Here is a 13,842-nt window from a genome sequence, read left to right as displayed (position 1 = left end):
GTTTAATCATAAATTTTTTCAACAGCTTGCATTTTCTTCACTTTTTCTTCTGCTCCGCTATTTGCATTAATGAAAATTTGGTACGTATCTTTCCCTAAAGTACCTACAAATTCATAGCAAAGTACTTCGTTATGCAAATCGTTTACTACCATTGCTTTTCGCTCTTCCATTACCTTTACATCAGGGTTTATTTTCTTTCTTGCTTCTGCTGCAGTTAGCTTTGCCGAAGGGATTGTTCGTTTTTGATGTGATGCTAAATATTCTTTCGCCGAAAATCCGACGATAGAACCGTCATCTAAAGCAATTTTCATTTGAATTGCCTCTGGATAAATTCGTACGCCATTCTCATTTACTACATACGTAAATACTCCAACATTATCATATTGTGAGCTATCATAAAGCTCCATATTATGAAACTTATGGTCCTTTAAGAATTTCAAACCTTTACTTCCTGCATCGTTTAAACTAATTTTCTGTTCTTTAATTTCTCGATTATTCATAACCCAAATTGGATATCCGCCTTTTCCGGTAATATCCATATAAAACTCATTATTCGTTGCCTCGTCTTTAATTTTCACACTATAGAAAGATTCTTTCGCACCTTTTCCGCTTTTCTCGACTTCTACTTTTTCATTTCCTTTTAAATTTAAAAACGATTTTGCAATTTTCGCCGCTTCATCTTTTGAAATTGCTTTTCCTTCTGCTGCAAATCCACCTTTTTTATTTTTTTGTGCACTTGTAAAGGTCGGTCCGAAGTTTGTAGATGAATACGATGTTACATTTTTTTCTACTGTCTTTAATCCGTCAATAATTGTATTGTCTGCAGGATCACGATTTGATGCGAGTGCCATCTCAACATCCATCCAGCGTAAATTGTTTTTCAAAACAAGATGTTGCACTTTTCTTAGTTCATCTTGTATATTCCCTGCATTGGAATATAAAGTTTGCAACGTTTTGTATTCTTGATCATTTAATGGTTCTTTTTCTAAATCACGAATGGCTGCACGGTAACTAAAATCACCGATATTCGCTAAAAATTCTTCCGTTTTATTAAAAGGCATTAATGTTAAAGGAAGTTGTCCTACATCCGAACGAGCTTCCGATGTTAATCTCCATACATCTGCTAATGCAGGCGATAAAGATGCGCGCGAATTCATCGCAAGCGTTGTTCCAATTTTATCGTGCAATAAATCAACCTCATACGCTAAATCATGAAACGCACGTTGATAGCTATTTTCTGCTCGAATTAATACTGCATTCTTTTCTTGGTGCTCTTTATAGCCCCAGTATCCAGTTCCAACTACACCAACTGTTAATAATACGATTATAATACCTCGTAACATAGTTCCACCTCCGCTCTATTTACAGAAAATATGTTTCCCGATCTTTTTAATTTGTGGACGAGTCCAAATCCATTTACTTGTTGCAGTATCTGGATTGAAATAATACAATGCGTTTCCTGTTGGATCCCATCCATTAATTGCATCTAATACAGCTTTTTTCGCTGTTTCATTTGGCGTTAAATATATTTGTCCGTCTGCTACCGCTGTAAATGCTCTTGGCTCAAAAATCACACCCGAAACAGTATTTGGAAATGATGCACTTGTAACACGATTTAAAATAACTGCAGCGACTGCAACTTGTCCTAAGTACGGCTCACCACGAGATTCTCCATATACTGCGTTTGCCATAAGCTGAATGTCGTTTTGGGAATAACCATTTGGAACATTTGTCCCTTTATTTTGAGGTGGTTTATTTTCTTGTGCTGTACCACCACTATTTCCTTTATTCGTTGTCGTTCCTTTATTAGCAGTTGACTTATCATACTTCGTTGCCTTCACGAGCATTTGCTTCGTTTTAGCTCCGGCTAAACCATCAACAGGTAAACCGAATTTCTCTTGAAAATTTCGAAGTGCCCAGTATGTACCCCAGCCGAAAACACCATCCACTTTTCCTGTATAAAATCCGTTATATTTCAAACGAGATTGCAGTTCAATGACATCTTCGCCAGATGCTCCCCTTTGAATGACTTGATTAGAAAAGGCTTCTACATTTTTTAGTTGTATACTACTGACCATGAAAGACAGTCCTATGAACGCAAGCAAAACAGCTATTTTAAAAACAGCTTTTTGGCGCATAATTTTCCCTCCTTAATTACGGAAATGATTTCTTGGTTATGTTTTGTAAAAGCCTCGCTTTTATGTAAAGAAGACAAAAAAATCCAAACTAATATCGTTGAAAAAGTATGTAAACAATATACAAAAAGGTAAAAGGAGTTCATTATGAAAAAATTGTTAAAGCGTGTCGCACTCGTTATTCTGTTCCTAACAATATGTTCAAATGTATATACAAGCTCATCAATTGTTCATGCGCAGCCGCCGTATGCGAAATGGGGTAAGCTTGCTGTAGAAAAAACGAAAGAACAGTACCCAAAAGCGGAGATTATTGATTATCTTCATATAGGTAGAAAACCAAAAACCGTTCAAATAACAGTTGAAAAATTCAAATTGTGGCTACGTGAAGACGGAAAGGAATATGGTGTTTTTGTTGATGTAGAGTTTGAAACGAAGACGGATAAGTTTATAAAAATGTCGTTTCAGAAGACGAGTAGATAAAGTGAAACTTTAATCAGTGGGGGTTTTGTTCATCCCCCACTGATTATTAGTTGAACCAATCGGGCTTTTACGGGCAGTTGAGATCCCCACCTAACTTCTTTGCTTTCGCTGAATTTTGAGGAGGGGGTCTTACTGCCCGTTAATGCGGGATAAAATGAAAGAACCCGACTGTTTATATTTTAAACAGTCGGGTTCTTTCATTTCTAAAATTCATTCCTAAAGTTTCGATTCCCTAAAAATCTTACCAATATACAAATAGCGCCAATTACAACTGCTATTCCTATACTGTATAAAAGTACTCTACCATATCCACTTATTCTCGGATCTAAAAACGGATAAGGATACCAATTCACGATTGGACCACGTATTAAGCTATATAGAACGTAAAAAAACGGGAATAAGAGCCAACTTGCGGCTTGTTTCCAAGTGATTTTCTTATTTGGTGGATTTAATATCCAATCTAAAAGCATGGCAATTGGCATGATATAATGTAACACCGTATTTACCCATGGTATTGCGGTTTGAAGTGATTCTTCTAACCCTCTTAATAATAAAAAATAAATGAGTCCAGTCGTAAGTATGTATACAGCCGCTGCACCACGAAGTACACCAAACTGTTCTGATCGACCAAATGTAGCTGTTCCGATACTACTTAAAAGGAGAATACATGCAACTAAAATGTTACTTTCGATAGTGAAGAAACTGAAAAAATTAACTGGATTGAACGGTTTCACTTGTGCCCGTATTATAAATTGCGTAATGATTGCACTAAATGCTAGAAGGCTTAAACATAGTCTAAATAAAGATAATGTTTTTACATCCCCCATACAGTCCCTCCTCTTCTTATACAAACTTATAATTCTCCTGTACATGCTCAATAAATAACTTTAATGGAACGAGCCCACGTTTAGGCATATGACTACTAATTACAGCAACCACCTCTAACTGCGGAATGACAACGATGTATTGCCCGCCGTATCCCATAGCAAAGTACATACAATACGGTATGTGAAATCTTTCGTTATTCAATACCCACCAGTGATATCCATATGCCCCGACATGTTCATACGTTTCAAATAGAGGTGTACTTGATTCTTCTAACCATTTCGATGATACAATTTCATTCCCCTGCCAAATTCCATTCTGCAAACATAATATTCCGAGTTTTAATAAATCTTTAGATTTCATTTTCATACCGAAACCACCAACATATATTCCCTGGGAATCTTGTTGCCACTCATATTCTGTAATCTCTAACGGATTAAATAAGTACCTTTTCGCAAACTGTTCTGTCGGCATTCCAGTAGCTTTTTGGATAATGTAACTAAGTAAATGCGAAGAACCTGAGTTATAATTCATTTTTGTAGCCGGTTCTTCAATTATTGGTTTTTCTAATATATATTGCACCCAGTTCGCTGATTCTACAAAGTCATTCGGGAATACTACTCCATTTCCAAACTCTTTCCACTCCTCACCAGTAGTCATTGTTAATAAGTGATAAAGCGTCAAATCATGTTTTCCCTCAGGTACATTTTCAATCCACTCTGTAATAGGTGTATGTATATCATTTATATAGCCTTTATCAATTGCAATACCAATTAATAAAGATACGATACTTTTTGTAATCGAATTTATTTTATATAAGTTATTTGTACATTCGGGTGTTTTATAATACTCGGTTGTTAATTTTCCTTTTTGATAAACAAGAAATGTATTCACTTTTTTCTTTTCAAATTTATTTTCTAGCTGCTTGAAATTCAAAACTTTACCTCCGTTTAAAAAATCACTTCATTTATTATATCTTGTAGCTTCTATTAAAACATAATTGAGTTCAAATAAAAAAACAAACCTGTCAGTTTAGCTGACAGGTTTGTTTCTATAATTTCGTACGAACATTCCAAAGCTCTGGGAAGAATCGTTGATCAAGTACTCGTTTTAAATAAGATACACCTGAAGATCCACCTGTTCCCATTTTATGTCCGATAATTCGTTCTACCGTTTTCATATGACGGAAACGCCATTGTTGTAGCCAGTCTTCAATATCAATCAATTTTTCAGCAAGCTGATATAAGTTCCAATACTTTTTCACATCGGCATACACTTCAAGCCATGCCGCTTCTACCGTGGCATCTTCTTCATAAGGCAGCGTAATATCGCGATTTAACACATCTTTATGAATAGGGAATCCTTCTTTTACAAGTGCTTGAATTGCGACATCATACAAACTTGGTGCATGTAGCGCCGTATGAAGTCGAGCGTGTAATTCTGGATCTTTTTCATAAATTTTTAATGCATGCGGCGTTTTATAACCAAGCGCATACTCAATCATACGATATTGATACGATTGAAAACCTGAAGCTTGACCGAGCGAGTCACGAAACTCAATGTACTCGGATGGTGTTAATGTCGCAAGAATATCCCAAGATTGAATAATTTGCGACTGAATTTTTGATACACGCGCTAACATTTTAAAAGCTGGTTGTAATTTATCTTGTTTAATAGATTCAATTGCTGCATGTAATTCATGTAAAATAAGCTTCATCCAAAGCTCACTTGCTTGGTGAATAACGATGAACAACATTTCATCATGGTGATCTGATAATCTCTTTTGAGAAGATAGTAAACTATCTAATTGTAAATATTCCCCATACGTCATATTCTCTTTAAAATCCGTATGAATCCCTTTTTCCATAATTATCTTTTCGTTTTCTTTCATATTAGCCAAACGCCCCTTTTATATATTTCTACTTATATTGGTCTAATAACTGCTCGAACTGGACTTCCATCTGCATCTGTTAAGGCAAGTGGTAATGCAATCAATTCATAATCGCCGTCTGCTACGTGATCTAGTACGACATTTTCTAAAATGTGTATGCCATGTTTAAACAATTGATGATGCGCTTCTAATTCTTTATCATCTAATGGATCAACTGACGGTACATCCACCCCGATTAAACGTATACCTTTCTCTGAAAGAAACGGTGCTATATCTGCATGTAAATGCGGGATTACATTTGGGAATTCATTCACTTTACCATGTGAAGATGTGCGTAATAACAACCGTTCTACTCCTTCTAAATGAAAGTTTTCTAATTCTTTTTTCCCGATGCTTTCAAGATTAGAAACGTCAATGATTCGTACTGGGCCGACATAAACTTGAATATCTAAATCTATTACTTTCTTTCCTTCATTATCAAAATGAAACGGCGCATCAATATGAGTACCTGTATGAATACTCATCGTTAATTTTCCAATATTTACTGAGCCACTCTCTTCTTTCGGCCATGATACTTCATACGAGAACGGTGTGTCCCCTGGCCAAGTAGCAATATCATTATTTAGCGGTTGTGAAATATCAATCCACTCTGATGTTTTCATACCTATGCCACAACCTCTCTCTTATTTTCAAACTGTTTATATTCTTCATCTTTCATGATTTTCTTTAATATTTGTACAGATTTCCACACTTCTTCGTATGTGTTATATAAAGCGACTGGCGCAAGTCTTACTCCATTAGGTGCACGGAAATCAGGGATAACTCCATTTGCTTTTAACGCTTTACATATGCGTGCTGCTTCTGCATGCTCTAAATAAATATGCCCGCCTCGTTTTTCATCCTCTAATGGATTTCCAATTGTAAATTCAAAATCACTTAATTCATGAGCAATTAAATTAAGCATGTAACTTGTAATATGTAAAGATTTTTCACGTAAACGTTCTATACCAGCCTCTTTAAAAATTTCAAGAGAACCGATTAACGGCGCTGTACTTAATACGTGAGGGGTACCAATTTGATATGCACCTGCATGATCAGCAGCTGTTAATGTATGTTCCATATCAAACTGCTTATCTTTTCTAGAGCTGAACCATCCAGACAATCCTGGAAGTCTATTACAATGCTTTTTATTTACATAAAGACCAGCAACACCACCAGGTCCTGCATTTAAGTATTTATAATTACACCAAATAGCGAAATCAACATCCCATTCTTTGAAATGATGCGGAATAGAACCAATCGAATGACATAAATCAAATCCGATATGAATACCACGCTTATGCGCTTCCGCTGTTAAACGTTTCATATCAAGAACTTGGCCACTTCTATATAGTACAGAAGGTAATAAAATTAACGCGATATCATCTGTCATTGCATGAATAATATCATCTTCAGAAAGTGTTCTACCATCTCGGCTCTTCACTCGTACTAAATTCTCATCTGGATCTAATCCTTTTAAACGAATTTGACTTTGAAGTGCATATATATCGGACGGGAATGTCAACTCATCCGCAAGAATTTTTGTGCGAATTCCTTTCGGCTCATAGAAAGTTGCGATTACTTGATGAATATTCGTCGTCGTGGAACCGGTTACAATAGTTTCTTCTGGTAAAGCTCCAATAAGAGGCGCAGTCAATTCACCTAATTTCTCCGAAAGGAAAAACCACGGATGCTCACCCTCGGTCCAGCCGTCAATACCGTACTCTTTCCATGAATCTAGCAAAGTAAGTAATGATTTTTCTGCTCTTTTTGAAAGTAGCCCTAATGAGTTTCCATCTAAATATATTGTTCCTTCTTTTTTATAAAATTCAGTTTGAAAATCTTTCAGTTCATCATGTTTATCACATTCAAGCGCATACTCATAAGTTGGTTGAAATGGTTCTGTATACATGGTGTCACCTTCTCTTAATTTTCTTTTTATTCTAACTAATTGAAATATATCACCTTAGTTGATATAACGTCAATGATATTATGTCAGTTGACTTTATATATGAATTTCTTTTACAATACAATTATATTTTCAGATATTTCAGTATAAAGAGGTGATTCTTTGAAAAACACTACTCTTTCATCAAGAAAACACCGCTCCTTAGAAACTAAAAAGAAACTTTTACATTCCGGATACATTGTTTTTATTAATAACGGATTTCAGAAAACAACCATTACGCAAATTATTAAACATGCAGAAACTGGTTATGGAACGGCATATGTATACTTCAAAAACAAAGATGATCTCCTCACCGTTTTAATGGAAGATGTTATGAATCAATTTTATGATATTGCTGAGCGCTCTTTTTCTCCTCAAACAAAAGAAGAAGCACGTAATATGATTCAAAACCAAGTGAGGGCATTCCTCCAACTAGCAGAGAAAGAACGAGCTATTTTACAAGTTGTAGAAGAAGCAATCGGGCTATCAAAAGAGATACGTCAAAAATGGGATGAGATTCGAGAACGATTTATAAACAGCATTACGCAAGATATTACATACTCTCAAGAAAATGGGTTAGCGCATCCTGAATTAAATAAAGAAACTGTAGCACGTGCTTGGTTCGCAATGAATGAGATATTTCTTTGGACGATTGTGAAAAATGATAAAAAATTAGAGTTAGAAGAGATAGTACATACATTGACGGAAATGTATACAACGGGGTTATATAAATAGCACACCTTCAATAAATAAGGTGTGTTATTTTACATCTATAAAAATATTTTATCTGGGTATGGTAGTGCTAAAGGAGGCTTTTCAGATAATGAGAAATATTGTAGTTTTAAAGATTCACCATCTATTGATTTCAGTTTTCCACTAGTAATTTCACATTCAAACACAACAACAATATATTCTACTTGATCGCCATTCGGATATGTATGGCGATACTCTTCTCCTCCAAACACCCCTTTTTGTTTTTTTACTTGCACTTTCAATCCTGTTTCTTCCCACACTTCACGAACTACTGCTTCTTCTGGAGTTTCTCCAGGCTCAATTGCTCCAGCTGGCAAACTCCAGTATTCCCCGCCAGGATATTGAAATAAAATATCTTCTTGCTCATTTTTTATAACCGCAGCTACACTCGGCATAAAAATTAGTTCATGGCCTAATTTCTCTCGGATTTTTTTATAATATAGCGACATAGACATATAATTCTCTCCCACTCCATTAATAAATACCTGTATTTTCTGATATCTATTGTATAATAATACCAAAAACGATTTCTATATAGAAAGGATCAGAAAATGTCTCAAGAAAAACTAGTAAATAAATTTCTATCATTTTTAGGTACTACAAATCAACCTACTAGCTTAAAGTTTTTAAATGAGCTTATTAAAGCTCATCAAGAAAAAATAAAGTGGGAAACTCTTACTAAAATAATTGACTGGGAAAAAGGTAATGAAACAGGTAATTATTTCCCTTCCATTGATACATACATAAACCGTATTACTACAAAAGGTCTGGGGGGTACTTGTTGGACGCACTCAATTGGATTTCATTGGTTATTATCAAACCTTGGTTTTGACGTTCATTATTTGTATATGAATCCCGGACATTTATGCTTACGCGTTAACTTAGAGCAGCCTTACTATGTTGATGTTGGTTACTGTGCACCTTTATTCCAAGCTTATCCACTTTATGAATCATTTCAAGTAAGTAATGTAAGGGAAACTTTTACTTATGAAGTCTCAAATAATAAGATTGAAATTACTAGAAATCCAGGTCCAGCAAAAATCTTACATACAGAGCCAATAGATTTATCAAGTATGAAAGAACTCATTACAAAGTCTAACGATTGGCATACATCTCCTGTATTAAAGAAAATTCAGATTTTCGGTTATATCGATGGTATTCCAACTTCTATTAATGCTAATGTTTTAAAACAATATTTCCAAGATAAGAAAAGAGAACAAAGCCTTACATCTTCTGAACTTAATTATTGGATAACAGAAAGATTTTGTGTTGATAAAGAAATATATGAAAGAGCTATTGAGATTTTCAATGAAAAATCTTCAAACAGTAAAAGCGTTACTCACGGAATTGAGTAACGCTTTTACCTTATTTTTAATATTAATCTTCTTTATGATAAGCAGCTTCTACACATTCTGCTAGACGCTCAATTTGTTCCATAGTTAAACCTTGTGAAATCCAGCCTGTTAACTTATACATAATTTTATAGTAAAAATTACTAGGTTCATATTCTGAAATTAATGTAAGTGCTGTACCCTCCTCATCTTCTTCTAACATATAAGTCATTGCTGAATAACCTTGCTTCATTTCACTGCCAAGTGAAATAATATGAGGTGCATCGTATTCAAGGATTTCTACTTCAGCCTCGAATATTTTCTTACCGACTTTTTGAACAGTAATATATTTATCTCCTACACGTGGATTCTCTTTATCCATATTTGAAGGATAGCGATTTTCTATTATAAACGTATTCCATTCTTTTATTTTTTCATCTTCTATTATGTAGTCACATACAACATCCATTGGTGCTTTTATTACTATTTCTATTGCAAAACTCATTATACTGCCCCTCTCAAATACCCTATCCATTTCTATTTTAACTAAATCATTATGTCATATTTTATATAGTGAAATACAAGTAGAATTTTAATTTTTTATTAATTTAAAAACTTATTCATACAAAATATTTTATTAAAGATACAACAATTAAAAACAAAGCCACGAGTAATAAAGCGATCCCTATACTTCTATTTTCTTTTTCGTTATTTTTTAAATTTTGCACCCCTAAGCTAACTAACATAAAACCTAAAAGCGTTTGTAAAATTAGCATACTCATTTCCGAAGTATCATTCCAACTATAAATGGAATACCCCATTATAATAATTGCAAGTAAAACCGTTACGATCCTATTCATACGAAAATCCCTCCCATTTAAAAAGAAACCGCTAAGTTTCCTTAGCGGTTTTATTATCAATTTATATTTATAAAAATTGCTTTTCATGAATTTGATATAAGTCAAAAGGATTTTCTGGTCAATATAACTACGTATGTTAGTACACCTTTTCTTTATTCAGTCTACTTACAATTCCAACTATAAATTTATAATCAATCCTCCTCTTCTTAACCTTTTTAAACCCTTCTTTCGTATCAAAAATTAAACACGTTTTCCGAAACCACATTCGTACGTACAGTGACTCAAAATAAATAGGTTTTATAATTCCTCTTTCCTCAAATTCAGTTCCATCTTTATTTTCGGTTTCTGTTCGAACGAACCACCTATTTCCAATACCAATTTCAATATACTTCACATAAGTCCCCCTTTCGGAAATTTATTTCTAACTATTTTATTATTTCCCCGGTAAGCGCATATTCCGACAGAACATGAGCCCACAAAGAAAAAGTAGATTACAAAAATCTACTTTATAGCTTATATTTTTGCATTCGTTTATAAAATGTACTTCGAGGTACATCTAAAAGTTTTGCAGCTAACGAAACATTTCCGTTCGTCTTTTCTAGCGCTTCAATCATGCTGTCACGCTGTATTCTTTCGCGGAAATTTAATGTGTTCTCTATTTTATTTTCTGCTTGCAATGCAAGTTGATGTTGATTTCCCATCATTGTTTGTAATAAAAAAGAGATTTGTTTTTCGCATATTTCCTGTCCTTGCGATAAAATGTAAATGCGTTCTAATACATTTAATAATTCTCGAATATTTCCGGGCCATGTATGCTGATAAAATTGATTACAAATACTTTTTGGAAATACAACATTCCAATTCTTTTGTTCACAAAAATGTTTTATGAAGTATGGAATATCCTCTTTTCTTTCTATTAACGTTGGAACATAAAGCGGATAAACATGTAACCGATAATATAAATCTTGACGAAATTTCCCTTCTTCTACTAATCGCAATAAATCTTTATGTGTCGCAGTAATAATACGAATATTTACCGGTACCTCTTTTGAACTGCCAATTGGGGTTACTGTTCGTTCTTGTAAAACACGCAATAATGCGACTTGCATCTCTGGAGGCACTTCACCAATTTCATCTAAAAATATTGTTCCTCCATCTGCTTGTTCGAATTTCCCTTTATATCCTTGGCGCCGTGCACCTGTAAACGCTCCTTCAGCATAACCAAACAATTCACTTTCCATTAATTCTTTCGGTAATGAACCGCAGTTAACAGCTATAAATGGACCATTTTTTCTTGGACTATTTTCATGAATCGCTCTCGCTACATATTCTTTCCCTACACCTGTTTCCCCGCACACATATACACTAGCATCAGTTGGAGATACAAGCTTAATTTCTTCTAAAGTATGTTGAAATGCACTGCTCGTCCCAATCACTCCAGGGAAAGTAATTCCGTTTATAAGTGGGACAGTTGAAAATAAATTTCCTTGTTTATTTTCCTTTACATAAATACATTTCCCAATCATTCTATTATTACTGTATACTGGAACTTCTAATTTAGTTTTCAATCCATAGTGCATTAAATCTTCAAGTTTCATTCGTGACCAATTACATACTCGTTCCCGAACCCTCTTGCTCGCAGAAACGATAACATCGCGATGATTACAAATTACTACTTGTTCATCACTGTCAATTACATCTAAAAAACGATGGATTAACTGCAGTTCATTTTGATGTACTCGAATACTACATTCACGTTCAATCGCATGTGCAATCGAAGTTACCATACCGAGCATATATGGATGCGAAAACTCAATCGGACAAGAGAAATCTAGAACGCCTATTAATTTCCCATCATCATTATGAATAGGAGCGGCCGCACAGCTCCAGCTATGAGATGCGACAGAATAATGCTCTGTACCACTTATCATAATAGCCTCTTCAATTTCTAACGCTGTTCCTATCGCATTTGTACCAACAGCCGCTTCCGTCCATTTCACACCTTCAACGAAATTAATATGTTTCGCTCGTTGCAACGTTTGTTTATTTCCACTTAACGATAGAACGTAACCGTCTGGATCGATTAATAATGCCATCATTTGCAGTTCATCAATGGTTTTTCTCATATTTTGTATTTGAGGTATTGCTATATCTAGGAAGATTTCACTCTTTTTCTTTTGGTCTTGAAAAATATTAGAAGACAAAATTTTCTGACCTTTATTCATATGAGGATTCACATTTGCTTGTTTACATCGATACCATGACTCTGAAATTCTTTCGTTTATACGGTTCGAATCAAGGACACCTTCATCAACAAACTTTTTCCATGTATGTAAGTAAAACGGTGAAGCTAGCATTATATCATCTCCCTATTCATTATTTTGGAGATTTGTAAAAACATACTTTTATTATAAAACTGAATAAAAGCGTTTTCAACAAAACTAGAAAGACGACACAAATATGTTAATAATTTGAATATCTTAATGCACTTCTTTATTCTTTTTTAGTAGCACTATATTTTGTATAATGGAAGCAAAGAAAATACATAACCAAAACCACTTTTGTGGATTTCCATTTATAAAGAAAACAATCACGGCTATTGCAAATAAAATTGTGGATGCTACACTAAAATATAATTTTGTTTTCATTCCCATTATCCCTCACATCTCTATCACTTTACAGTACACACTAACTCTTCATTTTTCATCTCTACTATGTACTTCTGAAAAACATATTTTTTCCCGCCATGTTTTTCATACCATTCATGTATTCTTCTAATATGCTTCTCGTCATTTCTAATCTTTGATTCTATTTCTTTATATTGTTCATAACTATCATATTCCCATATTGCAAACACTTCAGTCGTACCATTCTTATTATCTTTCATCCAGCGTCCTATTAGCCTGGAACCATGCTTTAACTGATTTGGTAAGTTTGTTTTATTAAAATGCTCATTAAATATTTCTATAAATTCATTCTTTACTATATAGTACTTTCTTCTATAAAACATACATTTCCACCTCTTTTATAAACACCTCAAATACACCTTCCCATTACAACCGTATTATAATACTTTTCATCTGACAGTCTTTTATCATTTTTCAAAATTCCTTCTACTTCAAAACCTAATTTTCTATAAAGTAGAATGGCTTTTTCGTTTGTCTCTAATACTTGTAATGATATCTTTTTAATCTCATTTTCATCAGCCCAATGAATAGATTGTTGCAATAGACTCTTACCTATTCCATATCCCCAAAACTCTTTTAAAATACAAACGCCAAATTCTACTTTATGAGATAATCTCTTCAAATTTGACCCTTCGCATCTTGAAAACCCAACGATTCGGTTGTGCACTTCTGCAACTAAAAACAAATTCTTTGTCTCGCCACTATCTGCTTTTATTATTTTTTGAAAACCTATCTTATCTATAAATCCCTCTCCAGCTTCTCTATCCATGTTTTCAGTTTCTCCATCGATTTGAACTCTAATTTCCGATAACTGTTCCGCATCTGTTTCAGTTGCCGAACGAATTGTATAAACTAATCCATTTATGTGGAATTTTTGTCCTTTTATAATCATT

At 34.1% G+C, this 13,842-nt stretch carries 17 protein-coding genes; 3 read left to right on the top strand and 14 right to left on the bottom strand.

The annotated features are described in order from the left end of the window. Positions 1-2 precede the first annotated feature (2 nt). On the bottom strand, positions 3-1,343 hold the full coding sequence (gene ypeB / locus ACTFRN_RS15995; RefSeq protein WP_000943712.1) for a germination protein YpeB: 1,341 nt from the start codon (positions 1,341-1,343) through the stop codon (positions 3-5). A 15-nt stretch (positions 1,344-1,358) separates the two neighbouring features. Further along, positions 1,359-2,138 carry a spore cortex-lytic enzyme gene (sleB, locus tag ACTFRN_RS15990; protein WP_001249066.1) on the bottom strand — a complete coding sequence of 260 codons (780 nt, stop codon included), beginning with the start codon at positions 2,136-2,138 and terminating at the stop codon, positions 1,359-1,361. A gap of 144 nt (positions 2,139-2,282) precedes the next feature. On the opposite strand from sleB, the gene ACTFRN_RS15985 reads away from it, so the two are divergent. After that, positions 2,283-2,615 (top strand): DUF3889 domain-containing protein, encoded by a 333-nt coding sequence (locus tag ACTFRN_RS15985; protein WP_049113436.1) that lies wholly within the window; start codon positions 2,283-2,285, stop codon positions 2,613-2,615. A gap of 203 nt (positions 2,616-2,818) precedes the next feature. Here ACTFRN_RS15985 and ACTFRN_RS15980 read toward each other — a convergent pair whose 3' ends face one another. From ACTFRN_RS15980 to kynU, 5 genes are all read right to left on the bottom strand, one after another. Continuing rightward, on the bottom strand, positions 2,819-3,442 hold the full coding sequence (locus tag ACTFRN_RS15980; protein ID WP_088106754.1) for a Pr6Pr family membrane protein: 624 nt from the start codon (positions 3,440-3,442) through the stop codon (positions 2,819-2,821). 16 nt (positions 3,443-3,458) lie between these two features. Further along, complete coding sequence (locus ACTFRN_RS15975; RefSeq protein WP_049112132.1) at positions 3,459-4,376, bottom strand: serine hydrolase domain-containing protein; 918 nt, start codon at positions 4,374-4,376, stop codon at positions 3,459-3,461. A 115-nt stretch (positions 4,377-4,491) separates the two neighbouring features. After that, positions 4,492-5,331 (bottom strand): tryptophan 2,3-dioxygenase, encoded by an 840-nt coding sequence (gene kynA / locus ACTFRN_RS15970; protein ID WP_000661934.1) that lies wholly within the window; start codon positions 5,329-5,331, stop codon positions 4,492-4,494. Positions 5,332-5,363: 32 nt separating this feature from the next. After that, positions 5,364-5,993 carry an arylformamidase gene (gene kynB / locus ACTFRN_RS15965; RefSeq protein ID WP_000858050.1) on the bottom strand — a complete coding sequence of 210 codons (630 nt, stop codon included), beginning with the start codon at positions 5,991-5,993 and terminating at the stop codon, positions 5,364-5,366. A gap of 2 nt (positions 5,994-5,995) precedes the next feature. Continuing rightward, a complete protein-coding gene (gene kynU / locus ACTFRN_RS15960) occupies positions 5,996-7,282 on the bottom strand; it encodes a kynureninase (protein ID WP_000287847.1) in 1,287 nt (428 codons plus the stop codon). Between the two features lie 159 nt (positions 7,283-7,441). On the opposite strand from kynU, the gene ACTFRN_RS15955 reads away from it, so the two are divergent. Then, entirely contained in the window at positions 7,442-8,053 is a 612-nt protein-coding gene (locus ACTFRN_RS15955) for a TetR/AcrR family transcriptional regulator (protein WP_000799595.1), read from the top strand. 35 nt (positions 8,054-8,088) lie between these two features. Here ACTFRN_RS15955 and ACTFRN_RS15950 read toward each other — a convergent pair whose 3' ends face one another. Further along, positions 8,089-8,526, bottom strand: coding sequence for an NUDIX hydrolase (locus ACTFRN_RS15950; RefSeq protein WP_000062910.1), 438 nt, complete (start codon positions 8,524-8,526; stop codon positions 8,089-8,091). A 96-nt stretch (positions 8,527-8,622) separates the two neighbouring features. On the opposite strand from ACTFRN_RS15950, the gene ACTFRN_RS15945 reads away from it, so the two are divergent. Then, positions 8,623-9,426 (top strand): arylamine N-acetyltransferase, encoded by an 804-nt coding sequence (locus ACTFRN_RS15945; protein WP_088106753.1) that lies wholly within the window; start codon positions 8,623-8,625, stop codon positions 9,424-9,426. A 22-nt stretch (positions 9,427-9,448) separates the two neighbouring features. Here ACTFRN_RS15945 and ACTFRN_RS15940 read toward each other — a convergent pair whose 3' ends face one another. The 6 genes from ACTFRN_RS15940 to ACTFRN_RS15915 form a co-directional block, all read right to left on the bottom strand. After that, complete coding sequence (locus ACTFRN_RS15940; protein WP_088106752.1) at positions 9,449-9,907, bottom strand: SRPBCC family protein; 459 nt, start codon at positions 9,905-9,907, stop codon at positions 9,449-9,451. Between the two features lie 115 nt (positions 9,908-10,022). Beyond that, positions 10,023-10,262 carry a DUF3953 domain-containing protein gene (locus ACTFRN_RS15935; RefSeq protein WP_001080079.1) on the bottom strand — a complete coding sequence of 80 codons (240 nt, stop codon included), beginning with the start codon at positions 10,260-10,262 and terminating at the stop codon, positions 10,023-10,025. A gap of 136 nt (positions 10,263-10,398) precedes the next feature. Further along, positions 10,399-10,656: a DUF3977 family protein gene (locus ACTFRN_RS15930; RefSeq protein ID WP_000873848.1), complete on the bottom strand. Its 258-nt coding sequence runs from the start codon at positions 10,654-10,656 to the stop codon at positions 10,399-10,401. Between the two features lie 112 nt (positions 10,657-10,768). Beyond that, on the bottom strand, positions 10,769-12,619 hold the full coding sequence (locus ACTFRN_RS15925) for a sigma-54-dependent Fis family transcriptional regulator (protein ID WP_000881417.1): 1,851 nt from the start codon (positions 12,617-12,619) through the stop codon (positions 10,769-10,771). Between the two features lie 314 nt (positions 12,620-12,933). After that, positions 12,934-13,272, bottom strand: a complete 339-nt coding sequence (locus ACTFRN_RS15920; protein ID WP_000499962.1) for an NIPSNAP family protein — start codon at positions 13,270-13,272, stop codon at positions 12,934-12,936. Positions 13,273-13,298: 26 nt separating this feature from the next. Further along, on the bottom strand, positions 13,299-13,841 hold the full coding sequence (locus ACTFRN_RS15915; protein ID WP_049111449.1) for a GNAT family N-acetyltransferase: 543 nt from the start codon (positions 13,839-13,841) through the stop codon (positions 13,299-13,301). Position 13,842: the final 1 nt, after the last annotated feature.

This window comes from Bacillus cereus group sp. MYBK245-2 (assembly GCF_051916145.1).
Lineage (GTDB): Bacteria > Bacillota > Bacilli > Bacillales > Bacillaceae_G > Bacillus_A > Bacillus_A pacificus.
The sequence above is the reverse complement of the archived record's forward strand: the minus strand, read 5'-3'. Positions and strand labels throughout refer to the sequence as shown.

Bases quoted from the DNA above. Each gene is read 5' to 3' on its own strand.
- ypeB (WP_000943712.1), bottom strand. From the start codon at position 1,343: ATGTTACGAGGTATTATAATCGTATTATTAACAGTTGGTGTAGTTGGA.
- sleB (WP_001249066.1), bottom strand. From the start codon at position 2,138: ATGCGCCAAAAAGCTGTTTTTAAAATAGCTGTTTTGCTTGCGTTCATA.
- ACTFRN_RS15985 (WP_049113436.1), top strand. From the start codon at position 2,283: ATGAAAAAATTGTTAAAGCGTGTCGCACTCGTTATTCTGTTCCTAACA.
- ACTFRN_RS15980 (WP_088106754.1), bottom strand. From the start codon at position 3,442: ATGGGGGATGTAAAAACATTATCTTTATTTAGACTATGTTTAAGCCTT.
- kynA (WP_000661934.1), bottom strand. From the start codon at position 5,331: ATGAAAGAAAACGAAAAGATAATTATGGAAAAAGGGATTCATACGGAT.
- kynB (WP_000858050.1), bottom strand. From the start codon at position 5,993: ATGAAAACATCAGAGTGGATTGATATTTCACAACCGCTAAATAATGAT.
- kynU (WP_000287847.1), bottom strand. From the start codon at position 7,282: ATGTATACAGAACCATTTCAACCAACTTATGAGTATGCGCTTGAATGT.
- ACTFRN_RS15950 (WP_000062910.1), bottom strand. From the start codon at position 8,526: ATGTCTATGTCGCTATATTATAAAAAAATCCGAGAGAAATTAGGCCAT.
- ACTFRN_RS15945 (WP_088106753.1), top strand. From the start codon at position 8,623: ATGTCTCAAGAAAAACTAGTAAATAAATTTCTATCATTTTTAGGTACT.
- ACTFRN_RS15940 (WP_088106752.1), bottom strand. From the start codon at position 9,907: ATGAGTTTTGCAATAGAAATAGTAATAAAAGCACCAATGGATGTTGTA.
- ACTFRN_RS15935 (WP_001080079.1), bottom strand. From the start codon at position 10,262: ATGAATAGGATCGTAACGGTTTTACTTGCAATTATTATAATGGGGTAT.
- ACTFRN_RS15925 (WP_000881417.1), bottom strand. From the start codon at position 12,619: ATGCTAGCTTCACCGTTTTACTTACATACATGGAAAAAGTTTGTTGAT.
- ACTFRN_RS15920 (WP_000499962.1), bottom strand. From the start codon at position 13,272: ATGTTTTATAGAAGAAAGTACTATATAGTAAAGAATGAATTTATAGAA.
- ACTFRN_RS15915 (WP_049111449.1), bottom strand. From the start codon at position 13,841: ATGATTATAAAAGGACAAAAATTCCACATAAATGGATTAGTTTATACA.